Source organism: Branchiibius cervicis, assembly GCF_042661605.1.
GTDB lineage: Bacteria > Actinomycetota > Actinomycetes > Actinomycetales > Dermatophilaceae > Branchiibius > Branchiibius cervicis.
Map to the genome: position 1 here is coordinate 3,150,941 of NZ_JBHSWJ010000002.1, position 21,993 is coordinate 3,172,933.

At 69.0% G+C, this 21,993-nt stretch carries 27 protein-coding genes and 1 riboswitch; of the genes, 11 read left to right on the forward strand and 16 right to left on the reverse strand.

All coding sequences use genetic code 11. The features are described 5' to 3' along the window. Positions 1-363: a winged helix-turn-helix transcriptional regulator gene (locus ACFQBT_RS16290; protein WP_377824280.1), complete on the forward strand. Its 363-nt coding sequence runs from the start codon at positions 1-3 to the stop codon at positions 361-363. A gap of 6 nt (positions 364-369) precedes the next feature. On the opposite strand, the gene ACFQBT_RS16295 is transcribed toward ACFQBT_RS16290, so the two are convergent. Beyond that, complete coding sequence (locus tag ACFQBT_RS16295) at positions 370-972, reverse strand: biotin transporter BioY (RefSeq protein WP_377824282.1); 603 nt, start codon at positions 970-972, stop codon at positions 370-372. 66 nt (positions 973-1,038) lie between these two features. Here ACFQBT_RS16295 and ACFQBT_RS16300 point away from each other — a divergent pair, with 66 nt between their 5' ends. Continuing rightward, positions 1,039-1,584 (forward strand): TetR family transcriptional regulator, encoded by a 546-nt coding sequence (locus ACFQBT_RS16300; protein WP_377824284.1) that lies wholly within the window; start codon positions 1,039-1,041, stop codon positions 1,582-1,584. A 63-nt stretch (positions 1,585-1,647) separates the two neighbouring features. On the opposite strand, the gene ACFQBT_RS16305 is transcribed toward ACFQBT_RS16300, so the two are convergent. The 4 genes from ACFQBT_RS16305 to ACFQBT_RS16320 form a co-directional block, all read right to left on the reverse strand. After that, positions 1,648-2,430: a transglycosylase family protein gene (locus tag ACFQBT_RS16305; RefSeq protein WP_377824285.1), complete on the reverse strand. Its 783-nt coding sequence runs from the start codon at positions 2,428-2,430 to the stop codon at positions 1,648-1,650. Between the two features lie 8 nt (positions 2,431-2,438). After that, positions 2,439-2,612, reverse strand: a riboswitch (cyclic di-AMP (ydaO/yuaA leader). A 304-nt stretch (positions 2,613-2,916) separates the two neighbouring features. Further along, positions 2,917-3,354, reverse strand: coding sequence for a hypothetical protein (locus tag ACFQBT_RS16310; protein ID WP_377824287.1), 438 nt, complete (start codon positions 3,352-3,354; stop codon positions 2,917-2,919). After that, positions 3,321-4,568 carry a serine/threonine-protein kinase gene (locus ACFQBT_RS16315; RefSeq protein ID WP_377824289.1) on the reverse strand — a complete coding sequence of 416 codons (1,248 nt, stop codon included), beginning with the start codon at positions 4,566-4,568 and terminating at the stop codon, positions 3,321-3,323. The genes ACFQBT_RS16310 and ACFQBT_RS16315 overlap by 34 nt, the downstream gene beginning before the upstream one ends. A 79-nt stretch (positions 4,569-4,647) precedes the next feature. After that, positions 4,648-5,085 (reverse strand): CBS domain-containing protein, encoded by a 438-nt coding sequence (locus tag ACFQBT_RS16320; protein ID WP_377824291.1) that lies wholly within the window; start codon positions 5,083-5,085, stop codon positions 4,648-4,650. 84 nt (positions 5,086-5,169) lie between these two features. Here ACFQBT_RS16320 and ACFQBT_RS16325 point away from each other — a divergent pair, with 84 nt between their 5' ends. The 5 genes from ACFQBT_RS16325 (at position 5,170) to ACFQBT_RS16345 (ending at position 9,863) form a co-directional block, all read left to right on the forward strand. Next, on the forward strand, positions 5,170-5,973 hold the full coding sequence (locus ACFQBT_RS16325; RefSeq protein ID WP_377824293.1) for an alpha,alpha-trehalose-phosphate synthase (UDP-forming): 804 nt from the start codon (positions 5,170-5,172) through the stop codon (positions 5,971-5,973). Next, complete coding sequence (locus tag ACFQBT_RS16330; protein WP_377824295.1) at positions 5,865-6,590, forward strand: trehalose-6-phosphate synthase; 726 nt, start codon at positions 5,865-5,867, stop codon at positions 6,588-6,590. The genes ACFQBT_RS16325 and ACFQBT_RS16330 overlap by 109 nt, the downstream gene beginning before the upstream one ends. Next, entirely contained in the window at positions 6,587-7,354 is a 768-nt protein-coding gene (otsB, locus tag ACFQBT_RS16335) for a trehalose-phosphatase (RefSeq protein WP_377824297.1), read from the forward strand. Before ACFQBT_RS16330 ends, otsB begins: the two co-directional genes overlap by 4 nt. Positions 7,355-7,462: 108 nt before the next feature. Next, complete coding sequence (locus tag ACFQBT_RS16340) at positions 7,463-8,545, forward strand: ABC transporter ATP-binding protein (protein WP_377824299.1); 1,083 nt, start codon at positions 7,463-7,465, stop codon at positions 8,543-8,545. Positions 8,546-8,621: 76 nt separating this feature from the next. Continuing rightward, complete coding sequence (locus tag ACFQBT_RS16345; RefSeq protein ID WP_377824301.1) at positions 8,622-9,863, forward strand: DUF4032 domain-containing protein; 1,242 nt, start codon at positions 8,622-8,624, stop codon at positions 9,861-9,863. Positions 9,864-9,881: 18 nt separating this feature from the next. Here the strand turns inward: ACFQBT_RS16345 and ACFQBT_RS16350 are convergent, their stop codons facing one another. Next, entirely contained in the window at positions 9,882-10,289 is a 408-nt protein-coding gene (locus tag ACFQBT_RS16350; protein ID WP_377824303.1) for a DUF2752 domain-containing protein, read from the reverse strand. Positions 10,290-10,407: 118 nt separating this feature from the next. On the opposite strand from ACFQBT_RS16350, the gene ACFQBT_RS16355 reads away from it, so the two are divergent. After that, positions 10,408-11,100, forward strand: coding sequence for an RDD family protein (locus ACFQBT_RS16355; RefSeq protein ID WP_377824305.1), 693 nt, complete (start codon positions 10,408-10,410; stop codon positions 11,098-11,100). Positions 11,101-11,115: 15 nt separating this feature from the next. On the opposite strand, the gene rlmB is transcribed toward ACFQBT_RS16355, so the two are convergent. The 5 genes from rlmB to ACFQBT_RS16380 are packed head-to-tail and all read right to left on the reverse strand — an operon-like array spanning position 11,116 to position 15,213. Next, complete coding sequence (gene rlmB, locus ACFQBT_RS16360) at positions 11,116-12,063, reverse strand: 23S rRNA (guanosine(2251)-2'-O)-methyltransferase RlmB (RefSeq protein WP_377824306.1); 948 nt, start codon at positions 12,061-12,063, stop codon at positions 11,116-11,118. 1 nt (position 12,064) lies between these two features. Continuing rightward, positions 12,065-13,480: a cysteine--tRNA ligase gene (gene cysS / locus ACFQBT_RS16365; RefSeq protein WP_377824308.1), complete on the reverse strand. Its 1,416-nt coding sequence runs from the start codon at positions 13,478-13,480 to the stop codon at positions 12,065-12,067. A 40-nt stretch (positions 13,481-13,520) separates the two neighbouring features. Beyond that, positions 13,521-14,003, reverse strand: coding sequence for a 2-C-methyl-D-erythritol 2,4-cyclodiphosphate synthase (gene ispF / locus ACFQBT_RS16370; RefSeq protein WP_377824310.1), 483 nt, complete (start codon positions 14,001-14,003; stop codon positions 13,521-13,523). After that, positions 14,000-14,719, reverse strand: a complete 720-nt coding sequence (gene ispD, locus ACFQBT_RS16375) for a 2-C-methyl-D-erythritol 4-phosphate cytidylyltransferase (RefSeq protein WP_377824312.1) — start codon at positions 14,717-14,719, stop codon at positions 14,000-14,002. Before ispD ends, ispF begins: the two co-directional genes overlap by 4 nt. Before the next feature lie 11 nt (positions 14,720-14,730). Continuing rightward, on the reverse strand, positions 14,731-15,213 hold the full coding sequence (locus tag ACFQBT_RS16380; protein WP_109686649.1) for a CarD family transcriptional regulator: 483 nt from the start codon (positions 15,211-15,213) through the stop codon (positions 14,731-14,733). A 197-nt stretch (positions 15,214-15,410) separates the two neighbouring features. On the opposite strand from ACFQBT_RS16380, the gene ACFQBT_RS16385 reads away from it, so the two are divergent. Beyond that, complete coding sequence (locus ACFQBT_RS16385) at positions 15,411-15,965, forward strand: hypothetical protein (RefSeq protein WP_377824314.1); 555 nt, start codon at positions 15,411-15,413, stop codon at positions 15,963-15,965. A gap of 13 nt (positions 15,966-15,978) precedes the next feature. Here the strand turns inward: ACFQBT_RS16385 and ACFQBT_RS16390 are convergent, their stop codons facing one another. Both ACFQBT_RS16390 and ACFQBT_RS16395 read right to left on the reverse strand, forming a co-directional pair. Then, positions 15,979-16,662 carry a winged helix-turn-helix domain-containing protein gene (locus ACFQBT_RS16390; RefSeq protein ID WP_377824315.1) on the reverse strand — a complete coding sequence of 228 codons (684 nt, stop codon included), beginning with the start codon at positions 16,660-16,662 and terminating at the stop codon, positions 15,979-15,981. Then, positions 16,659-17,825: a sensor histidine kinase gene (locus ACFQBT_RS16395; RefSeq protein WP_377824317.1), complete on the reverse strand. Its 1,167-nt coding sequence runs from the start codon at positions 17,823-17,825 to the stop codon at positions 16,659-16,661. The genes ACFQBT_RS16390 and ACFQBT_RS16395 overlap by 4 nt, the downstream gene beginning before the upstream one ends. 190 nt (positions 17,826-18,015) lie before the next feature. Between ACFQBT_RS16395 and phoU the strand changes: the two genes are divergently transcribed. Then, positions 18,016-18,675: a phosphate signaling complex protein PhoU gene (phoU, locus tag ACFQBT_RS16400; protein WP_377824319.1), complete on the forward strand. Its 660-nt coding sequence runs from the start codon at positions 18,016-18,018 to the stop codon at positions 18,673-18,675. A gap of 6 nt (positions 18,676-18,681) precedes the next feature. On the opposite strand, the gene ACFQBT_RS16405 is transcribed toward phoU, so the two are convergent. Genes ACFQBT_RS16405 through mshA form a run of 3 tightly spaced genes read right to left on the reverse strand, consistent with a single transcriptional unit; the run spans position 18,682 to position 21,165 of the window. Continuing rightward, positions 18,682-19,425, reverse strand: coding sequence for a phosphoglyceromutase (locus ACFQBT_RS16405; protein WP_377824323.1), 744 nt, complete (start codon positions 19,423-19,425; stop codon positions 18,682-18,684). A 10-nt stretch (positions 19,426-19,435) separates the two neighbouring features. Then, the gene (locus ACFQBT_RS16410) at positions 19,436-19,942 is read right to left on the reverse strand and encodes a type III secretion system chaperone family protein (RefSeq protein WP_377824325.1); all 507 of its coding nucleotides are present in this window, start codon (positions 19,940-19,942) and stop codon (positions 19,436-19,438) included. After that, complete coding sequence (gene mshA / locus ACFQBT_RS16415) at positions 19,939-21,165, reverse strand: D-inositol-3-phosphate glycosyltransferase (RefSeq protein WP_377825531.1); 1,227 nt, start codon at positions 21,163-21,165, stop codon at positions 19,939-19,941. Before mshA ends, ACFQBT_RS16410 begins: the two co-directional genes overlap by 4 nt. Before the next feature lie 44 nt (positions 21,166-21,209). Here mshA and ACFQBT_RS16420 point away from each other — a divergent pair, with 44 nt between their 5' ends. Beyond that, positions 21,210-21,992 carry a class I SAM-dependent methyltransferase gene (locus tag ACFQBT_RS16420; protein ID WP_377824327.1) on the forward strand — a complete coding sequence of 261 codons (783 nt, stop codon included), beginning with the start codon at positions 21,210-21,212 and terminating at the stop codon, positions 21,990-21,992. Position 21,993 lies beyond the last annotated feature (1 nt).

Consider the following 21,993-nt stretch of genomic DNA (forward strand, 5'->3'; position numbering starts at 1 on the left):
ATGGCCAAGGCGTACGACGTGATGGCGCCCACCTGCCCGAGCCGAGTGGTGCTGCACCGCATCGGGGCCCGCTGGACCGTCTTCGTAGTGACGGCACTGGCGGACCGGCCGCTGCGCTTCACCGAGTTGAAGAAGCACATCGAGGGCATCACTGCCAAGGTGCTCACGGAGACGTTGCGGGCCCTGGAGTACGACGGACTGGTCGCTCGCGTCGACAAGGGCGGCCACCCGCCGTACGTCGAGTATCGCCTCACCCCGCTCGGCCGCTCACTGCTGGAGCCGCTGAGCGCAGTCCGCGAATGGGCGGAAACGCACGTACCGCAGGTCGAGCGGGCCAACAGGGCGTACGACGAGCGGGGCTGACTCGCCTCAGCGGCGGTCCAGCAACTTCCAACCTGCTGGCAGCAGCAGTGCGATCGCGGCGATTTTGAGTCCGTCACCGATCAGGAACGGGGTCACGCCCAGCGAGAGGCCCGTGCCGAAGTCGACGCCCGCGAAATGCATCAGCCACGGCACGCCGAACGCGTAGACGACCAGCGAGCCGATGGCCGCGGAGACGGCCATCGTCGAGATGGTCCGCGACCAGCCGCGCTCGGCCAGGTAGCCCACCAACGGCGAGGCGACCAGCATCCCGATCAGGTAGCCGAAGGACGCAAAATTCCAGCCGCTGGTGTGCTGGGCGAACACCGGCGCACCCGCGATACCGGCCGCGAAGTAGATGGCCACGGATGCGAAACCACGCACCGAGCCCAGTGCCGCACCCGAGGCGATCACGGCGAAGGTCCCCAGCGACAGCGGCACCGGGGTCCATGGCAGCGGAATCGTCACCTGGCCCGCACCGATCAGCAACAGCACCGTCGCCGCGACCAGCACGACGTCGCGGGCCAGCCCGCCGGGCAGCACGTCGGCCAGGACCCGCACCTTGCTGCGCGGGACGGCGATCGCCGCGTTGTGGGTGGCATCGAGACTCATGGGGACCTCCGGTTGCACGCTTCCTGAACACCATTCAGGTGAACACTGTTCAGGTACGGTAGCCGCATGCCCGCCGGCCCCGCAACCGCCCGCCGCACCGCGGACGACGTGGTCGATGCCGCGCTCGAGATCTTGAGCAGCCACGGCCTACCGGGTCTGTCGATGCGCCGGATCGCGGATTACCTCGATCTTCAGCCCAGCGCGCTCTACTGGCACTTTCCCAACAAACAGTCGCTGCTGGCCGCGGTCAGCCAGCGCATCCTGGCACCGCTGAGCGACAGCGACGCCACGAGCCTCCAGCAGGCGGCGCAGGCGTTCCGCGACGCGCTGCTCACCCACCGCGACGGTGCGGAACTGGTCTACAGCTCCTACGCGCTCGGGCTGAGCGACATGCCGGCCCTGACCCTGTTCGAGGCCGCAGCCGCGGGAGCGCCCGAGGCAGCGACGGCCGCGCGCACCGCCGTGCACTACGTGCTCGGCTTCGTGTTCTTCGAGCAGCAGCAGGAGTTCGCGGCGCGGCTCGGGGTGATCGACGAGCCGGACGCGGACCGCGATGCGGAGTTCGCGGCCGGCGTCGCGCTGCTGGAAGCAGGCCTACGACCCGGGACATAGCGGCCGGGCGCACGACGGCCCCTCGCTCCGGCGGAAGCGAGGGGCCGTCGACAGATGGGGCCGTCAGGCCGCCCAGGCGCAGGACCACGGCTTCAGGCCGAGCTGCGCGTAGAGGTTGTTGGCCACGGTGATCTGCTCCTCGCGGGAGGACTGGTTGGCGTTGTAGGAGAACGCCAGCCCACCGCCGATGCGCCACGCGTCGTGAGTCATCATCAGACCGCCGTAGTAGGTACCGGTGCGGTTGGAGGCCACCAGACCCCAGCGGCGACCCGACTCGCACCAGGCGATGCGGTCCCACATGGCCGCGCGGGCCAGGTTCAGGCGCTCACCGCCGCGGGAGGTGCCGCCGGTGGGCTTGGAGCTGGACACCGGCGCGGTACCGGTCAGCTTCAGCGTGCGGTTGAGGTAGCTCTGCAGGCCTTTCACGGTGCGACCGTTGAGGTAGCGCGCACCGTCACGGGAGATACCGATCTTCTTCTGCAGGGCCGCGACCGTCTTGGGACCGATCACACCGTCGCGGGTGGTGCCGACCTTCTTCTGCAAGGCCTTGCGAGTGCTCAGGTTCATTGAGCCGGTCTGCGACACGCCGACCCAGCGCTGGAGGGCCCTGGTCGTCTTCGGGCCGATCACGCCGTCGACCGCGAGCTTGACTCCGGAGCTGGCCGCCTTCACGGTGACGGTCGCCGGAGCGACCGCCGGGGCGACGGAGACGGTGGCCGCGTGGGCCGAGGCGGTGCCCGCGATCATGCCGGCGCCGAGGGTGCTGGCTCCGACGGCGACGGCCGTGGCGGTCCGACGTGCAGCAACGGACTGTTTGGGCGCAGCGTGCTTAGGGGTATAGCGCACGAAAGAGGATCCTTCCTGACGAACGCCTGCGGGGTGAGCTGTCGGGTTCGGGCTGTCAGGTGCCCGGCCGGCGTACCGGCTTCACCCCAAGGCCGCGGATCGGGATCCGGGGCCGAACGCCGCGGATGCGGCGGTGGGTCCCCCGTCCTCACCGCACCATGGTGGTACGGCTACGCGCCTGAGGGTTGAGGCTCGGCGTTCAGGCGCTCGGACAGAAATGAAGTTGTGGTTCTAGTCATCCGGTGGCCAGCGAGCTGCCCACCGCAAGAACTATCGACGAAAGATACCGGATCGTTACGCATCATCGTGAATGGGTTCGACATTTTCCTCAGCGCATGCTGGGCAGGGTGGGAATTGAGTCGTACCCGGGGATCTGGGAAGCGCTGGAATAGGGCCACCAGCTGGGCCCCTGCGTCCAATGACTGACCGCCCTCAGCCCGCACCAGGCCGACACCGCGAGAACCACGACCACGAACACCGTGCCGATCACGGGTTGCGGTGCGATCGTGCGCACGATGCTGCGCGATCCGCGGCGCAGCGCCTGCCCCCGGGCCCCCACCAGGATAGGGCCGTCCCCAGGAGTGTCCCGACCGCGATCGGTAGCGGCCGGCCCAACTGCGGGTCGCCGCCGTGCAGCACCGCCACCCCCAGTGCCGTTGCGACGGCGCCCGCGACGCCCACGATGAGCGGCAGGATCGCGGCCACCACCGTGCTGATCACAGCAATCAGGGCCTGCCACGGCGCGGCGGCGGCGGCCACCAACGGGTCGGTCGACCGCCGGCCGGCGTCGAACCGGCGCACCACCATCGCGGTCATGGCCCGGTCCACCCACCGCGCCGCGAACGACCAGATCAGCACAGCACCCCACGCGGCCACGGGCGCGACAGTGCTCAGCGCCACCACCGCGACCAGCAGCGCGGCCAACGTCCCGGACCGCGGCGCCCGCCCGATCCGGGGTCGGACGGCCCAGGGCGACTGACCGGTGCCGGCTGGCTGACCGGCGCGGGCTGGCTGACCGGTGCCGGCTGGTTGGCCGGCGGGGGCGGTGCCCAGTAGTTGGCCGCGTGCACCCGCGCGGGCGGGCGTTGCGCCGACGCGACCCGCCCGGCCGTGAAAGCCGCGGGTACGCCGTTCGCAGGCAGCCGCTTGGTGGTGTCCGGTCGCAGGGGTGCGGTGTGCGGCACGGCCGCCGCGGTGACCGGCATCCCGGTGGTGTAGCCGCCGGCGGCGTAGACCCGTAGCTCGTGCAGCACCTGCTCGGTCCCGGGTCGTTGTGCGGGGTCCGGCGACAGCGCCGAGGCGAGCAACGGCCGGATACGTTCGTCGACGCCGCTCAGATCGGCCTGGCCGCGCAGCACCCGGTCCAGTACGACGGTCATCTGGCCGCGGCCGAACGGCGGCGTACCGGACGCGGCGTACGCCAAGGTGGCCGCCCAGCCCCACCAGTCGGCGGCCTGGGTGACCTGGCCGCCTTCGACCATCTCCGGCGACAGGTAACCGGGGGTGCCCATCACCAGCCCGGTCATCGTCAACCGGGAGTCCTCGGCGACGTGCGAGATGCCGAAGTCGATCAGCACCGGCCCGTCGCGGCCGACCAGGACGTTGCCCGGTTTGAGGTCGCGGTGGATGACTCCCGCGCGGTGGATCGCACCCAGCGCATCGGCCAGACCCTGCGCCAGATCCGCCAGGCGCCGGTCGGTGAACCGGCCCTCGTTGGCCACGACCTTGTCCAGTGGCGGCCCCGAGACGAACTCGGTGACCAGGTAGGGACGCGGGCCGTCCACGTCGGCATCCAGCAGGGCCGCGACACCGGGCGCGCGCACTCGGCGCAGCGATGCGACCTCGCGGCGAAGACGCGCCCGGGCGTCGGGATCGTGGGCGATGTAGGGGCGCAGAGCCTTCAGCGCGACGTACTGCCCGTCCGGAGCCTTGGCGCGATAGACCACACCCATCCCGCCCTCGCCGACCTGATCGAGGAGCTCGTAGGCGCCCAGCATCTCCCGCGGCCGTTGCGTGGTGGCACCGGGCAACCGGCGACGGATGGGTTCGGTCTTCTCCCCGGCGCTGGGTGCCGCTGCGGTCGGATCCGCGTACGGATCGACACCGGGCCAGCCCTCGGGCCCGTCCGCGCTGCTCATGGACCAACGGTACGTCGTGTGCGGACCTGTGCTGTTGCGCACCGCTCGCTCGGCGCGCCCGCGATCCTACGGACGATGCTCACTGCGAGATGTAGTTCTCCAACTGGCTGCGCTCGTGCTCCAACTCCTCCAGACGGGATTTGACGATGTCGCCGATGCTGACGATGGCGAGGACTCCGGGCTCGTCGTCGTCGGAGGTCACCGGCAGGTGGCGGATCCGCAGACTGGTCATGCGTTCGGCGAGGACCGGGACGTCGTCACCGGGGGAACACGTCTCGACCTGGGTGGTCATCAACGAGCTGACCGGCAGATCGAGGACGGCGCTGCCCTGCTGCGCCAATCCCCGCACGATGTCGCGTTCGCCCACGATGCCGATGAGGCGGCGATCATCGTCGAGCACCACGACTGCGCCGATGCGGTGCTCGTCCAGGAGAGCGACCAGGTCCTTGACGGTGGCGTCGGGCGCGACGGTGACGACGTCGGTGCCCTTGCGGCGGACGATCTCAGAGACTCTCATACTCGAATGTAACGCAGATCACGTAGGTGTGTCAGCGCTAACGGCAGGCCCGGAAGGGTCCCGCCCACTACCTATCCTGGGAAGGTGACCTCGCCCACTTTCGATCTCGTGATCGCCGCCAACCGGCTCCCCGTCGACAAGGAGGTTGCCGAGGACGGCAGCATCGAGTGGCACCGCAGCCCGGGCGGACTGGTGACCGCCATGGAGTCGGTGATGCGCGGTCGCGAAGCGGCCTGGATCGGCTGGTCCGGCGACGCCGGGGACCCGCCCGAACCGTTCGAGGAGAACGGTATGTACCTCGTGCCGATCGGGTTGAGCGAGGACGAGGTCACCAACTACTACGAGGGCTACAGCAACGACACGCTCTGGCCGCTCTACCACGACGTCATCGTGCCGGCGACCTTCCGGCGACGCTGGCGCTCGTCGTACGAACGCATCAACCAGCGATTCGCCGAGGCGGTCAGTGAGGTCGCCGCACCCGGGGCGACCGTTTGGTTGCACGACTACCAGTTGCAACGCGTGCCCTCCCTGCTGCGGGCCATCCGGCCGGACCTGCGGATCGGCTGGTTCAACCACATTCCGTTTCCGCCGGTCGAGATCTTCATGCAGCTGCCGGGTCGCGAGACCCTGCTGGAGGGCCTGCTGGGCGCCGACTTCCTGGGCTTCCAGGTCCGCTCGGACGCCGCCAACTTCCGGGAGGCCTGCCGCCGGTTGCTGCACTCGACGGTGAGGGGGAGATCGTCACCGCTCCCGACGGCCGCCGGGTGCGGGCGGCGGCGGTGCCCATCTCGATCGACGTCGAGGAGCTGCGGGCGCTGGCCACTTCGCCGGAGACGATGCAACGGGCCAAGGAGATCCGCGCCGAGATGGGCGATCCGGACGTCCTGATGCTGGGCGTCGACCGTCTCGACTACACCAAGGGCATCCGGCACCGGCTCAAGGCGTACGGCGAACTGCTGACCGACGAACGCCTGGACCCCCACAAGACCCGGCTGGTGCAGATCGCGACCCCGAGCCGCGAGCGCCTGCAGGCCTACCGCGTGCTGCGCGGCCAGATCGAGCAGGCGGTCGGCCGGATCAACGGTGACCACGCCGACTTCGGCGATACGCCCGTCATCTACATGCGGCGGTCCTTCCCCAAGGAGGAAATGGCTGCCATCTATGCGGCCGCCGACATCGCACTGGTGACCCCGCTGCGCGACGGCATGAACCTCGTCGCCAAGGAGTTCGTGACCTGTGCGCGCGACGACGCCGCCCTCGTGTTGAGTGAGTTCGCCGGTGCCGCAGGCGAACTCAAGCGCGCCTACCTGTGCAACCCGCACGACGTGGACCGGTTGAAGCAGACCATCACCAGTGCGATCGACGCGCCCGCCGACGAGCGACGGAAGCGGATGCGGTCCATGCGGCGCGCCGTGAGCGCCAACGACGTGCACCACTGGGCGGAGGCGTTCCTCGCCAGTCTGCAGGCGGCACCGGAGATGCCCGCAGGGGAGGGTGCGCGGTGACCGACCTGACCGCCGCCCTGAAGGAGTACGCCGCCCGCTCACCTCTGGTCGTGGCCAGCGACTTCGACGGCGTGCTGGCTCCGATCGTCGCCGACCCGATGGCGGCCCGGGCGCTGCCTTCGTCACTGGCCGCCCTTCGCGCCCTGGCCGATCTGGATCAGGTCACCGTCGCGTTGGTGTCCGGGCGAGACCTGTCCACGCTTCGCCATCTGACCGGGTTGGCCGAGGATGAGCCGATCGTGCTGATCGGCTCCCACGGCGCACAGTCCAGTGATCCGCAGCTGATCGCGGCGGAGTTCGATGCGGCCGCGCGGCAGCGCCTGGACGCCGCGGAGGCCGTCATCGCCGGCGTCGCCGCCGCCCACCCCGGCTCCCGGGTCGAGGGCAAACCGACAGGAGTCGTGCTGCACACCCGGGGTATGCCGGCCGAGCAGGAGGTAGCGGCGTTGCGCGACGCGCGGGAGAAGGCCGCTGCCCTGGAAGATGTCGTGGTGATCGCGGGCAAGAGCATCCTGGAGGTGCAGGTCGTCGATGTCTCCAAAGGCGCTGCACTGCAGGCGCTTTCGACATCACGTGACGCAGCGGCGACGCTCTATCTGGGTGACGACCTGACCGACGAGACCGCCTTCGAAGCGCTCTCGGGCGACCCGGCGAACGTCACGATCAAGGTCGGCGACGGCGACACGGCGGCGGCCTTCCGGGTCGCCGACCCGCAGGGCGTGGCCGAGACGTTGACGACACTGACCGGGGTATTGGCGCGCTGAAGCCGCGCGTGCGTTACCTTTGACGTGCTCCGCGTCACATTCGGCGCGGAGGTTTCTTCACTACGGATCGTCCGGCACGTACCTGCCGGTGAAGGAGTTTGATTCAGCATGGCCACTGTCACCTATGACAAGGCGACCCGGATCTACCCGGGCGCCGACAAGCCCAGCGTCGATGCTCTCGACATCGAGATCCAGGACGGCGAATTCCTCGTCCTGGTCGGCCCCTCCGGTTGCGGTAAGTCCACCTCCCTGCGCATGCTCGCCGGCCTGGAGGAGATGAACAGCGGACGCGTCCTGATCGGCGATCGCGACGTGACCAACCTGTCCCCCAAGGACCGCGACGTCGCGATGGTCTTCCAGAACTACGCGCTCTACCCGCACATGACGGTTGCCGACAACATGGGCTTCGCCCTGAAGATCGCCGGCACCAACAAGACCGAGATCCGCAGCCGCGTCGAGGAGGCCGCCAAGATCCTCGACCTCACCGACTACCTCGATCGCAAGCCGAAGGCGTTGTCCGGCGGACAGCGCCAGCGCGTTGCGATGGGCCGGGCGATCGTGCGCCAGCCGCAGGTCTTCCTGATGGACGAGCCACTGTCCAACCTCGACGCGAAGCTGCGCGTGCAGACCCGCACCCAGATCGCCTCGTTGCAGCGTCGCCTCGGCGTCACCACCGTCTACGTCACCCACGACCAGGTCGAGGCCATGACCATGGGCGACCGCGTCGCGGTGCTCAAGGACGGTGTGCTGCAGCAGTGCGACACCCCGCGGCAGATGTACAACCACCCGAACAACGCCTTCGTGGCCGGTTTCATCGGCTCCCCGTCGATGAACCTGGTCGAGGTGCCCGTCACCGACGAGGGCCTGCACATCGGTGGTGTGAAGGTCCCGCTGACCCCCGGCGCGAAGCAGGAGGCCGGCTCCACGGTGACACTCGGCGTACGTCCGGAGGACTTGAAACTGGCCGACGGCCACGAGGGCATCCCGGTCGAGGTGGACGTCGTCGAGGAACTCGGCGCGGACGCCTACGTCTACGGGCGCACCGATGTCGGCGGCGAGAAGCTGCCCGTGGTGGCCCGGGTCGACGGCCGCGACGTGCCGGAGAAGGGCTCCGTGGTCAACTTCGTGCCCAACCCCGACCACGTGCACCTATTCCGCTCCGACAACGGCGAGCGCATCGAAAACGACTGACCGCTTCCGCGCCAGCGCACGGCCCGTCCCCCACACGGGGCGGGCCGTGTTTGCGTTCGCGTGCCACGATGAGAGTGTGGCGCTCGACATCCTCACCGCGCGGCCGTGGCCGGCGCTGCTCGGGTTGCCGTGGCGGCTGCCTCTGGAGGAGTGGCCCGAGGAGATCCTGGCCGCGCTGCCCCGGGGCATCTCGCGGCACATCGTGCGGTTCACCCGGGTCGAGGGTCGGGTTGTCGCGATCAAGGAGATCAAGGCGGACATCGCGCGCCGCGAGTACGAGATGCTGCGGATGCTGCGCCGTCTCGACCAACCGGTCGTCGAACCCATCGGGGTCGTCGACGGTCGGGTCGATCTGGCCGGCGAGCCGCTGGACGCCTGTTTGCTCACCCGTCACCTGCAGTTCTCGCTGCCCTATCGGGCGATGATGAGCCAGACCCTGCGTGCGGACACTGCCGCGCGGTTGCTCGATGCGCTTGCGGCCCTCCTCGTCCGGCTGCACCTTATTGGCTTCTGGTGGGGTGACGTGTCGCTGTCCAACACGCTGTTCAAGCGCAACGCCGGCGCATTCGCCGCCTACCTGGTCGACGCCGAGACCGGTGAGTTGCACGATTCGCTGTCCGACGGCCAGCGGGAGCACGACCTGGACATCGCCCGGGTCAACATCGCCGGCGAGCTGATGGATCTGCAGGCCGGCGGTTTCGTCGACGAACGCGTCGATCCGGTGGATGTGTCGGCGCGGATCCTGGAGCGCTACGAGGCGCTGTGGCACGAGGTCACCGCCGTCGAGCGCTTCGATGCCAGCAAGTTGTTCAAGGTCGACGAGCGGATCCGCCGACTCAACGACCTTGGCTTCGACGTCGATGAGTTGTCGATGACCACCGACATCGACGGTACGACCGTGCAGATCCAGCCCAAAGTCGTTGATGCCGGACACCATTCGCGACGGCTGCTGCGGCTGACCGGTCTTGACGTCGAGGACAACCAGGCCCGCCGCTTGCTCAACGACCTGGACTCCTACCGGGCGGCCACCAACCGGCAGAACGACGATGAGGAACAGGTCGCCCACGACTGGTTGGCGACGTGTTACGAACCGGTCGTGCGGGCGGTCCCGCCGGAGTTGCGCGGCAAGCTGGAACCCGCCGAGATCTTCCACGAAGTCCTCGAGAACCGTTGGTATCTGTCCGAAGCCGCCGATCACGACGTCAGTCTCGCGGAAGCCACCCAGGACTACGTCCATCGCATCCTGCCCGCGAAACCGGACGAGGCAGCGGTCGTGGGGGTCGACACGATGTCGATCCCGGTGCGCGCCCACGAGTGAGCCCGCACAGCTGGGCCGCTAGGCCGGCGACAGCCAGGTCCAGCCGGGCACGTTGCGCGCCACCATGAAGACCGCGAGAAAACCCAACACCCAGTAGGTCGTTCGCGCACCGAGGGCCGGCCGCCAATCACCGCCCGCAGCGTGTGACCACGCCCACCGGGCCCAGACAAGGGCCGCAACGAGCAGCAGCGGCGGGACGATCGGGTTGCGAGCGAACGCACCGGCCACATCGCCGCGGGTCAGGTCCGCGGTGGCCCGCAACCCGCCGCAGAACGGGCAGTAGAAACCGGTGAGGGTCAGCAGCGGGCAGGGCGGGTAGAAACCGTGCGCCCCCGGCGTGCGGGCGTGCAGCAGCGCGAGCCCGCCGAGTGCGACGACGGCAGTCAGGGCGGGAGCCGCCCGCGTGCGCGTCGCCGATCGGTCCATCTGGCAACGGTACTGCGCCACAACGCTCCGACCCGGGCATTTGCTGCGACGCAGGCGGAACTAGCCCTAGGCTCACACCCAACGCGAGCGGCGTCGCTCGTCCGTCCAAGGAGGAAGCATGTCGAACGACTCCGGCGGTCCCAGCGACCCCTACGGTCAGCCCGGGCCGCCCGGCGAGGGCCAGCAGCCGCCCCAGTACAACCCGCCGCCGCCGGCGCCCCAGGGGCCGCCGTCCTACTCCGCACCCCAGCAGCCACCCGCCTACCAGCAGCCCGGACAGGCGTACCCGCCCGCACCGGGTTACGGTTACGGCGGCCAGCAACCCGGTGGCTACCCGGTACCCGGCTATGCGGGGCCCGGCCCCGATGCCTACTCGTCGTGGACGACCCGGGCCGGCGGCTTCATCATCGACTTCTTGATCGGTGCCGTGCCCGCATGGATCATCGAGCTGATCGGCGCCTCGATCGGTGGCGGCTTCGGCCGGTTCATCGTCTTCATCGGGTACATAGTGGGTCTGGTCATCCTCGCCTGGAACCGCTGGTTCAAGGGCGGCAACACCGGCCAGAGCGTGGGCCGCGGGGTCGTCGGCGTCAAGGTGATCAGCGAGCAGACCGGTCAACCGATCGGGGCGCTCATGGCGTTCGTGCGCGATATCGCGCACCTCGTGGACTCGCTGATCTGCTACATCGGTTGGTTGTTCCCGCTGTGGGACGCCAAGCGTCAGACGCTCGGTGACAAGATCATGTCGACCGTGGCGGTTCCGGCGCCGAAGGTCAGCGCCCAGGAGACCATCAAGAACTGGGACAAGTAGCCGGCACCGACGCGGCTACGCGCTGCGCCGTTGTTTGAAGATCTCGTAGAGGGTGACCGACGCGGCGATCCCTGCGTTCAAGGACTCGACCGCCGAGGACATCGGCACGGACACGATCTGGTCGCAGGTTTCGCCGACCAACCGGGATAAGCCCTTGCCCTCCGAGCCGACCACGATCACCAACGGCTCGGTGGCCAGGGTGATCTCGGGCAGTTCGACGTCGCCGTCCATGTCCAGGCCGAGCACGAAGAAGCCGGCCTTGCGGAACTCCTCCAACGTGCGAGTCAGGTTGCCCGCCAGCGCCACCGGGACCCGGGCCGCAGCACCGGCGGAGGTCTTCCACGCTGCCGCGGTCATGCCGGCGGAGCGCCGCTCGGGGACGATCACCCCATGCCCGCCGAAGGCCGCCACCGAGCGGATGATGGCGCCGAGGTTGCGCGGGTCGGTGATGCCATCGAGGGCCACGACCAGTGGGATGCCCGGTGCCTGCGGGTCGATCAGATCGGCCGGGTGGGCGTAGTCGTAGGGCGGGATCTGCAGCGCCGCTCCCTGGTGCACGGCTCCGTCGGTGAGCCGGTCGAGTTCCTGCCGGGTCGTCTCCAGGATCGGGATCGCTTCTGCGGCGGCGATCTTCAGGATCTCCCGGACCCGGTCGTCGGAGTCGATGCGACCGGCCAGGTAGAGCGTGGTCGCCGGCATGCCGGTCCGCAACGCCTCCAGCACCGAATTGCGGCCCGCGACCATTTCGCTGCTCGGCTTGTTGCTGCGTTTGGCGGCCGGTCGGGCTGCCGGCTTGGAGCGTTGCGCCGACTTGTACGCCTTGTGGTTGGGTCGCTCGGCCGCTTTCGGCGTGGGGCCCTTGCCTTCCAGCCCCCGGCGGCGCTGACCGCCACTTCCGACGACCGCACCCTTCTTCGACGTGCCCTTGCGGATCGAGCCGCGTCGTTGCGAATTGCCAGGCATATCAGTGCTTTCCGTCGGTGGACAGCGACCAGGTGGCACCGTCCGGGTTGTCGGCGACGGCGACTCCGGCGGCCGATAGTTGGTCTCGGATGCGGTCCGACGTCGCGAAGTCCTTCTCGGCGCGGGCCGCCGACCGCTGGTCGAGCAGCGCCTCGACCAGCACCGCGAGCGCCTCGCCGGAGCTGTCGGACGCTTCGGCCGACCAGTGCGCGTCGAACGGGTTGACGCCGAGTACGTCGAGCATCGCGACCACATCGGTCGCGACGGCGGCCGCGCCCGCTGAGTCTCCGGCCGCGAGCAGGCTGTTGCCGTCGCGGACCGCGGTGTAGATGACCGCGAGCGCCTCGGAGACGTTCAGATCGTCATCCATCGCGGCCGCGAATGACGCAGGGACAGCGCCGGTTTCGACCGGCCCATCTGGCAGGGCCCGGCCCAGGAAGGTCTCGATCCGGCTGAAGGCAGCCTCTGCCTCGGCCAGCGAGCCCGGTGCGTATTCCAGCGTCGAGCGGTAGTGCACCGACCCCAGGTAGAAGCGCAGCACGATCGGGCGGATCGTCCGGGTCAGCTCCGGCACGCTGAGCCCGTTACCCAGCGACTTGCTCATCTTCTCCCCCGCCAGCGTCAGGAAGGCGTTGTGCATCCAGTACCGGGCGAATCCGAACCCGGCGGCACGGGATTGGGCCAACTCGTTCTCGTGGTGCGGGAAGCGCAGGTCGATGCCGCCGCCGTGGATGTCGAACTCGTCCCCGAGCCACCGGCGGGCCATCGCCGAGCACTCCAGGTGCCAGCCGGGCCGACCCTGCCCGTACGGCGTGGGCCAGCTGGCCGTCTCGGGTTCGTCTGCCTTGCGGCCCTTCCACAGGGCGAAGTCGCGCGGATCGCGCTTACCCCGCGGATCGGCGTCGGCCGCCGACTCCATGTCCTCGATGCGCTGGTGGGTCAACTCGCCGTACGCCGGCCAGGACCGCACGTCGAAGTAGACGTCGCCGCTGCCGTCGGGAGCGACGTACGCGTGCCCCTTCTCGATCAGGATCTGCATCAACTCGACCATGTCCGTGACGTGCCCGGTCGCGCGCGGCTCGTAGGAGGGTCGCTGCACCCCCAGGATGTCCAGGGCGTCACTGGTTGCACGCTCGAAGCGGTAGGACCACTCGTTCCACGCCACGCCGGCCTCGGCGGCCTTGTTCAAGATCTTGTCGTCGATGTCCGTGACGTTGCGGACCAGGGTGACCTCGAGCCCGTGCCCGATGGTCAGCCAACGGCGCAGGATGTCGAAGGCGACGGTGAACCGGATGTGTCCGATATGCGGCTCACCCTGAGTGGTGAGCCCGCAGATGTAGATACTCGCTCTGCCCTCGCGGAGCGGGACGAAGTCGCGCAGCTCCTGGGTCAGGGAGTCGTAGATCTGCATGGCCACTTGCGGAGTTTACCGACGGCGTGTGCTCACAGCAGAATCGTTACTCGTTCCGGTAGACCAGCGCGGTCGCGATCGCCGCGGCCGCTTCGCCCCGTCCGGTGATGCCGACGCCGTCGGTGGTCGTGGCCGCCACCGAGACCGGTGCACCCAGTGCATCGCCCAGCACCTGTTGCACCTCATCGCGCCGCGGTCCGAACTTGGGACGGTTCGCGATCAGTTGTACCGCCACGTTGCCGATGTCGAATCCGGCCTCGCGCACCAACCGGGCCGCTTCCGCCAGGAACGCCACCCCGTGGGCGCCGGCGAACTCGGGTCGGTCGACGCCGAAATGCTGGCCGAGGTCACCGATCCCGGCCGCCGAGAACAGTGCGTCACACATCGCATGCGCGACCACATCGCCGTCGGAGTGCCCTTCCAGCCCGTTCTGGTCCGGCCAGAGCACCCCGCCGAGCCAGAGCGGGCGCTGGTCGGCCGCCCAGCGGTGCACATCGACACCGATGCCGGTGCGCGGCAGAGTCGTCATAAGCCGGCCGCCAGGTGGGTCAGCAACGCCAGGTCGGTCTCGGTGGTCACCTTGGCCGCGAGCGGCGAGCCGTCGATGACCCGTACGACGCCGCCCGCCTTCTCGACCAGCGCCGCATCGTCGGTGGCCAGGTCGCCCGACGCGTGGGCGGCGGTCAAGGCGGCCCGGGTGAAACCCTGCGGGGTCTGGACGGCACGCAACACCGACCGGTCAAGGGTGGCCACGACGTGGCCGGCCGCGTCGACCTGCTTGATCGTGTCGGACACGGCGATGCCGGGCACGACGGCATCGGCGCCGTCGCGCACCGCCTCGATGACAGCGTCGAACAATGCCGGCGGCGTCAACGCACGGGCCGCGTCGTGGACGAGCACGACCTGGCTCGTCGCGGGGAGGGCGGCCAGCCCGGCTCCTACCGAGTCCGTGCGTTCGACACCACCGGCCACCACGCTCACCTCGAAGTCCGTCAGCAGTGCTGCGAACTGCGCCAACAGGTCACCGGGCGCGACCACCGCGACCGGCCCGATCTGCGCACAGGCCCGCACCCGGCGTACCGCGTGAACCACGAGGGGTTCACCGGCCAGCGGGACCAGCGCCTTGGGTATCCCCGCACCCAGGCGGGTGCCCTGTCCGGCGGCCACGACGATGGCCGCCACGGCACTGTTCGGATCGGACGACGCAACGCCCGCAGCGGAATCGCTGCGGGCGTCGGCGGACATCGGGGTGGGGCTCAGGACGCGAGGACCTCATCGAGAGTGGCTTCGGCCTTGTCCTCGTTGGTGTGCTCGGCCAGGGCCAGCTCGGACACCAGGATCTGCCGGGCCTTGGCGAGCATGCGCTTTTCACCGGCGGACAGGCCGCGGACCTGGTCGCGGCGCCACAGGTCGCGCACGACCTCGGCCACCTTGATCACGTCGCCGGAGGCGAGCTTCTCGACGTTGGCCTTGTAGCGACGAGACCAGTTCGTCGGCTCCTCGGTGTGGTCGGCGCGCAGCACCGCGAAGACGCGGTCGAGGCCTTCCTTGCCGACGACGTCGCGGACACCCACGAGGTCGCAGTTCTCGGCGGGTACCTCGATGGTCAGATCGCCTTGAGCGACCTTGAGTTTGAGGTACTGCTTGTCCTCACCCTTGATCTTGCGGACATTGATCTCTTCGATGAGTGCTGCGCCGTGATGCGGATACACGACGGTCTCGCCGACCTTGAAAACCATATGGATTTAGCCCCTTTCGCGGGTCCCAGGATAACACGGGACTGTGACCGGCCTCATGGTCGTTTGCGCTGGTCAGGTGCCATAGGACGGCCCAGAACAACCCTTGACAAACGTTTGCCGATCTGTCTCGCGGGCGCGCGACGTGCACTGTCGGAGTGGCGTACGGCGTGCGGCGGCGACCCGCTATCCTGAGCGGCGTGACGCGACGAACCGCCCGAACCCTCACCACGGCCCGCCTGGCCCGTCCGCTGCTGGCCGGCGTTCTCCTGACGGGCACCGCGCTCACCCTCAGCGGCTGCTTCTACCTCTCCCCCGATGAGGTCACCAGCTACAACGCCTCCGACGGCATCGCCGTCAACGTCGGGCCGGTGCACCTGTCCAACCTGCTGGTCGTTACCTCCGCCAAGGGGGCGCAGGGGCACGTCTCCGGCACCGCGACCAACCCCACGCAGCAGCCGGTCCAGTTGACCGTGACGCCGACCGGCGGCAGCGCGACCACCGTGACGGTTCCGGCGGCGACCGCGGTGCGCCTCGACGGGCAGCCGTCGGGCAACACGACCGCGACCGCCGGTCCGGTGAACATCGCCGCCGTTGGCGCCGAGCCGGGGGCCAACACCCAGGTGACCTTCGCGACCCAGGCAGGCGGCAGCGTGCCGGTCAGTGTGCCGGTGGTCCTGGACACCGCGCCCTACGGTTCGGCGTCGGTCAGCCACGCGACGTACGACGCACCGACCTCGTCCGCCGGCGAGTAAGCCCGAGTAGGACTCAGTTCTCGAACTTGTAGCCCAGACCCCGCACGGTCAGGATGTGCTGCGGGTTCGAGGGGTCCGGCTCGACCTTCGCCCGCAACCGCTTGATGTGCACGTCCAGTGTCTTGGTGTCCCCCACGTAGTCGCTGCCCCACACCCGGTCGATCAACTGACCGCGGGTGAGCACCCGGCCGGTGTTGCGCAGCAGCAGCTCCAACAGCTCGAACTCCTTCAGCGGCAACGACACCGACTTCCCGCCGACGGCGACCGTATGCCGCTCGACGTCCATCCGGACCGGACCGGAGCTCAGTGTCGCCGGCACCAGTTCCTCGGGTTCGGTGCCGCGGCGCAGGACCGCCTTGATCCGGGCCAGGAGTTCCCGGCTCGAGTACGGCTTGGTGACGTAGTCATCGGCGCCCAACTCCAAACCGACGACCTTGTCGACCTCGGAGTCCTTTGCGGTCAGCATGATCATCGGTACGCCGGAGCGCGCCCGGATCGTGCGGCACACCTCGATCCCGGAGACGCCGGGCAGCATCAGGTCCAGCAGAACCAGGTCGGCACCGTCGGATTCGAACAGGTCCAGCGCGCGCTGGCCGTCGTCCGCGACGACCACGTCGTACCCTTCCTTGCCCAACAGGTAGGACAACGGGTCCGAGAGCGATTCCTCGTCCTCCACGAGCAGAATCCGAGTGGTCATGCGGTGGCCTCCTGGGGGCTGTCCTGGCGCGCTTCGGCGGGCGCGTGCGCGGCAGGGATCCGAATGGTGAACGTCGAGCCCTGGCCCTCCTCGGACCAGACGCCGACCTCGCCGCCGTGGTTGGCGCAGATGTGTTTCACGATGGCCAGACCCAGACCGGTCCCGCCCGTGCGGCGGGAGCGGGCTGCGTCCACCCGGTAGAAACGTTCGAAGATCCGGTCCAGGTCGGCGGCCGGGATCCCCGAGCCCTGATCCTTGACCAGGATGCTGACCAGGTCGGCATCGGCCTGGACGGTGACGGTGACCCGGGTGCCCGGGTCGGAGTAGTTGATCGCGTTCTCCACCAGGTTGCGCACCGCGGTGGTCAGCAGGTGCGGGTCGCCGTACACCGTGGGCCGCTCGCCGGACGGGCTGAACGCCACGGTGATCTCCCGATCCTGGGCCACCATCCGTAGATGCTCCAGCGCGTCGCGGACGCAGCTCTCGACGTCCACGACAACCGGTTGCTCGAGATTCTCGCTGACCTGCAGCCGGGACAGTTCGATGATCTCCTGGACCAGTCGCGACAGGCGCACGCTCTCCGAGCGCAGCCGCACCGAGAAGCGGTGCACGGCTTCGGGGTCGTTGCGCGCTTCGTCGATCGCCTCCGACAAGAGGGTCATCCCGGCGACCGGGGTCTTCAACTCGTGACTGACGTTGACCAGGAAGTCACGGCGGGTTTCGTCGACCCGGCGCGACTGCGTGCGGTCCTCGATCAATAACAGCACCAGGCCGCGATCCAGCACCCCTGCACGCACTCCGATCGAGAGCCGCTCATGACCGAACGGTCCGCGCGGCACGTCCAGATCCAAGTCGCGCACGGTGTTCTCGCGCCGGACGGTGCGCACCAGGTCGCGCAGCACCGGATGGGCCAGCTCACCGGCCCGGATCAGGCCGAGGGCGCTGGCGTTGGCCGATGATCGGCGTACTCCGTCGGAGGCGTCCACGATCACGTAGACGTCCGGCAGCACCGCCAGGACGTCCTCTGCCGCGGCCGGGAGGACCTCATCGACGTCGGCGGCTGCCGCCGGGGAAACGACCTGGGGCTGGCGCGACCGCGCGACCAGAGCGCCGAGCACTGCGCCGACGGCCAGACAGCCGATCGCGACCAGCAGGAACTCCACGTCGATCAATGTACGCACGCCGTACGATGGCGTGCCAACTCAGAACCGACTGGGCGGCGGCCGGGCCCCTGATGTTCACCTTCCGGCCCGACTGCGTTCACGAGATACTGCGACTGTCACCTCGGCACGCGGGTGCGGCCTGACCTCCACCCGCCATCGACAGTACGGTCACGACATCAGAGGACACCCCATGCGCACCGGATTCCACGAGGATCTCGACCGGATCTCCGACGACCTGGTCCAGATGGCCACCTTGGTCGGCACCGCGATGAGCCGCGCCACCATTGCCCTGTTGGACGCCGATCTGCAGCTCGCGGAGAGCGTCATCGCCTCCGACACCGACATCGACACGATCCGCGACCAGGTCGATGAACTGGCCGTTGACCTGCTCGCCCGGCAGCAGCCGGTCGCGACCGACCTGCGCATGGTCGTCACCGCGATGCAGATGTCCAGCAGCATCGAGCGGATGGGCGACCTCGCCGAGCACCTGGCCAAGGTGGCGCGACTGCGTTACCCCGACCACGCCGTACCCCCGGAACTGCGCGAGATCTTCGTCCAGATGTCCAAGATCACCCAGGACCTGGCCGAACGGGTCGCCGCCGCGATCGCGGACAAGGACGTCACCGCGGCCGAGGAGATCGAGAAGCGCGACCAGGAACTCGATGAGTTGCACCGGCAGATCTTCGGGATCCTGGTCGACCCGTCCTACACCAGCGGGGTGGAGGCGGCGATCGACGCGACCTTGCTGAGCCGCTACTTCGAGCGGTTCGGCGACCACGCCACCTCGGTGGCCTACCGCATCGTCTACCTGGTCACCGGCCGTCGGCCCAACGCCGAGATCGGTGACTGAAGCCCTCTAACGACCCTGGTTCGCCACGGCTTCTGCAGCTGCCTTGGCCGCTTCGGGGTCGAGGTACTCGCCGCCGGGGGTGATGGGCTTCAGGTCCTCATCCAACTGGTAGACCAACGGCATCCCGGTGGGAATGTTCAGCCCCACGATGTCATCGTCGGAGATGCCGTCGAGGTGCTTGACGACGGCCCGCAGGCTGTTGCCGTGCGCCGCGACCAGCACCGTCTTGCCGGACTTCAGGTCAGGAACGATCGACTCGTTCCAATAAGGCAGGAACCGGGCGATGACGTCTTTGAGGCATTCGGTGCGGGGCATGTCGTCCCCGAGGTCGGCGTACCGCGGGTCGCCGTCCTGGCTGTACTGCGAACCGAACTCGATCGGTGGCGGCGGAACATCGAAAGACCGGCGCCAGGTCATGAACTGCTGCTCGCCGAACTCCTCCAGGGTGGCCTTCTTGTCCTTGCCCTGCAGCGCGCCGTAGTGCCGCTCGTTGAGCCGCCAGCTGCGCTTGACCGGGATCCAGTGCCGGTCGGCGACGTCCAGCGCGATGTTCGCGGTGTTGATCGCGCGGCGCAACAGCGAGGTGTGCACCACGTCCGGCAGCACACCGGAGGACGCCAGCAGTTCCCCGCCGTGCGCGGCCTCGGCCCGGCCCTTCTCGCTGAGGCTGACATCCACCCACCCGGTGAACAGGTTCAGCGCGTTCCATTCGGACTCACCGTGCCGCAGCAGCACCAACGTGTAGGTCATGGCGCCCAGTCTAGGGACCGGTCTCGGGCGCCAACAGGTGACGGAAGGCCTCCAGGTTGCGGGTGGACTCCCCGCGGGAGATCCGCCAGTCCCATTCCTTCTTCATCGAGCTGAAGAATCCGAGCACCAGCAGCTCGTTGAAGACCTCGTCCGCGGCCGCCAGGACCGCTCCGAGGAGCCGGTCGAGGTACACGTCGTCCACCCCGCTGATCGGTACCCGGCTGGTGACGTAGACGTCGCCGTCACCGTCGATCCCGTAGGCGAGGCCGGGCAGTTTGAGGTTCTTGCGCAGCAGGAAGCGGTAGAACCCGACGTGGTTCTCGTCCGCGTTGCGGATCACGAAAGCGGTTGTCGTCAGGTCGGTTTCGCCGACCAACAGGGAGCAGCCGGTCTTCAGTTTGCGCTCACCGGGCAGGTTGGCGACCAGTTCGAAGTCGCGAGCGCCGGGCTCCCAGTCGATCTGGTTGGCGGTGAGGAACGCGGCGATGGTGTCGTAGACGGCTTGCTGGGTACTCACGAGGCGCTCCTTTTGTGGTGCACGGCCTCGACGTACGCCGAGAACAGGTCATCTGTCGTACGTTCCCAACCGTGGGCGGCAGCGTGCGCTATCCCCGCCTCGCTCAACTGTTTGCGCAGGTCAGGATCATCGAGCAGAGCCGCGATGGCAGTCGCCCAGTCCGCGGGGTCGTGGCCGCGGACGAGTCGGCCGCCCGGGCCCACGGCGCCGGGCAATCCGCCCACATCGGCGGCCAGCACGGGTGCACCGCTGGCCAGCGCTTCCAGTGCGACCAGGCCGAAAGACTCCGAGCGGGACGGTACGGCGACCAGGTCGGCGGCGCGGAACCAGTCGGCCAGGCCGGTGCGCGACACCGGAGGGACGAACTGCACGACGTCGGCGATCCCCAGATCGCGGGCCAGTTGCTGCAGAGCGCGCGGCCGCTCCAGGCCGGTGCCGCTGGGACCGCCGAGCACTCCGACGATGAGTCGTGCCCGTCGATCGGGTTCGCGTGCCAGCAGCCTCGCGACTGATCGCAACAGGACGTCCGGTGCCTTGAGCGGCTGGATACGCCCGACGAAGAGCAGCAGGTCGGCGTCTTCGGGTAGGTCCAAGCGGTGGCGCGCGGCGCTCGCGGCGCCGGGGCTGAAGGTCGCGAGGTCCACCCCGGGTTCGATGACGCGCACCTTGGCCCGGTCGGCGCCGTACAGGTCGATCAACTCGCCGGCTTCGGTCTCGGTGTTGGCGATCAGCACATCGGCCACGCGCACGACCTGCTCTTCACCGACGATGCGGGTGAGCGGCTCGGGGGTGTCTCCGTCGGCCAGCGCGGCGTTCTTGACCTTGGCCATCGTGTGCATGGTGTGGGCCAGCGGCACACCCCACCGCTCGGCGACCAGCCACCCCACCTGCCCGGAAAGCCAGTAATGCGAATGCACCAGGTCGTAGTGGCCGTGCGGGTGGCGGGCTACCTGACTCATCACCTCGGCCGCGAACGCGCACAACTGGGCGGGCAGGTCCTCCTTGCGCAGACCCTCGTAGGGCCCGGCATCCACGTGCCGCACCAGCACTCCGGGCGCCAGGAGCACTTCGTCGGCGAGGCTGGCCGAGGTGCGCCGGGTGAAGATCTCGACCTCCACCCCGCGCTGCGCCAGCCGGCGGGCCGTCTCGACGACATAGACGTTCAGACCGCCGGCGTCCCCCGTGCCGGGCTGTTCCAGCGGCGAGGTGTGCACCGACAGCATCGCCACACGCCGGATGTCCACGCGGCAAACCCTACGCTGGAGCGGTGCCGGCCAACCGTCCCGTGGGTGCGATCACCCGGGGTACGACCAATCCCAACCGGCTGCGCCGCTGCGACCGGTGGCTGGCCGGACCGCAGGGCTGGCGGCTGCGATCCGGTGCCGCACCGACCGTGGTGGACCTCGGGTACGGCGCGTCCGGGGTGACGGCGCGCGAACTGTCCGACCGGTTGCTGGCGGTCCGGAAAGACGTGTCCGTTGTGGGTTTGGAGATCTCACCCTCCCGAGTCGAGGCCGCTGCGCCGCTGACCCGGCCCGGCTTGTCCTTCGCGGTCGGCGGTTTCGAGATCCCGCTGCCGGGGACGGTGCGGGTGATCCGCGCGTTCAACGTGCTGCGGCAGTACGACGAGTCCGCGGTGGCCGCAGCGTGGTCGCTGATGCAGTCGCGACTGGATCCCGACGGGCTGATCGTGGACGGCACGTGCGACGAACTCGGCCGGGTGGCGTCGTGGGTGGCGCTAGAGCGCTCCGGCCCGGTGTCACTGACCGTGTCGCTCAGGTTGCGCGAGTTGGACGACCCGGCGATCGTGGCGGAGCGGTTGCCGAAGGCGCTGATCCATCACAACGTTCCGGGGTCACCGGTGCACGCGTTCGTCAGCGACCTGTCAGGTGCGTGGGCACGGTCGGCCGGCTACTCGACGTACGGCGCGCGGCAGCGTTTCCGGCACACCGCACTGGCGCTGCGCTCGGCCGGGTGGCCGCTGTTGGACGACGAATCCCGTTGGCGGCTGGGCGAACTCACGGTTGCCTGGTCAGCGGTGGCGCCGTAGC

Bases quoted from the DNA above. Each gene is read 5' to 3' on its own strand.
- ACFQBT_RS16290 (WP_377824280.1), top strand. From the start codon at position 1: ATGGCCAAGGCGTACGACGTGATGGCGCCCACCTGCCCGAGCCGAGTG.
- ACFQBT_RS16295 (WP_377824282.1), bottom strand. From the start codon at position 972: ATGAGTCTCGATGCCACCCACAACGCGGCGATCGCCGTCCCGCGCAGC.
- ACFQBT_RS16300 (WP_377824284.1), top strand. From the start codon at position 1,039: ATGCCCGCCGGCCCCGCAACCGCCCGCCGCACCGCGGACGACGTGGTC.
- ACFQBT_RS16315 (WP_377824289.1), bottom strand. From the start codon at position 4,568: ATGAGCAGCGCGGACGGGCCCGAGGGCTGGCCCGGTGTCGATCCGTAC.
- ACFQBT_RS16320 (WP_377824291.1), bottom strand. From the start codon at position 5,085: ATGAGAGTCTCTGAGATCGTCCGCCGCAAGGGCACCGACGTCGTCACC.
- ACFQBT_RS16340 (WP_377824299.1), top strand. From the start codon at position 7,463: ATGGCCACTGTCACCTATGACAAGGCGACCCGGATCTACCCGGGCGCC.
- ACFQBT_RS16350 (WP_377824303.1), bottom strand. From the start codon at position 10,289: ATGGACCGATCGGCGACGCGCACGCGGGCGGCTCCCGCCCTGACTGCC.
- ACFQBT_RS16355 (WP_377824305.1), top strand. From the start codon at position 10,408: ATGTCGAACGACTCCGGCGGTCCCAGCGACCCCTACGGTCAGCCCGGG.
- rlmB (WP_377824306.1), bottom strand. From the start codon at position 12,063: ATGCCTGGCAATTCGCAACGACGCGGCTCGATCCGCAAGGGCACGTCG.
- ispF (WP_377824310.1), bottom strand. From the start codon at position 14,003: ATGACGACTCTGCCGCGCACCGGCATCGGTGTCGATGTGCACCGCTGG.
- ispD (WP_377824312.1), bottom strand. From the start codon at position 14,719: ATGTCCGCCGACGCCCGCAGCGATTCCGCTGCGGGCGTTGCGTCGTCC.
- ACFQBT_RS16380 (WP_109686649.1), bottom strand. From the start codon at position 15,213: ATGGTTTTCAAGGTCGGCGAGACCGTCGTGTATCCGCATCACGGCGCA.
- ACFQBT_RS16390 (WP_377824315.1), bottom strand. From the start codon at position 16,662: ATGACCACTCGGATTCTGCTCGTGGAGGACGAGGAATCGCTCTCGGAC.
- phoU (WP_377824319.1), top strand. From the start codon at position 18,016: ATGCGCACCGGATTCCACGAGGATCTCGACCGGATCTCCGACGACCTG.
- ACFQBT_RS16405 (WP_377824323.1), bottom strand. From the start codon at position 19,425: ATGACCTACACGTTGGTGCTGCTGCGGCACGGTGAGTCCGAATGGAAC.
- mshA (WP_377825531.1), bottom strand. From the start codon at position 21,165: ATGCTGTCGGTGCACACCTCGCCGCTGGAACAGCCCGGCACGGGGGAC.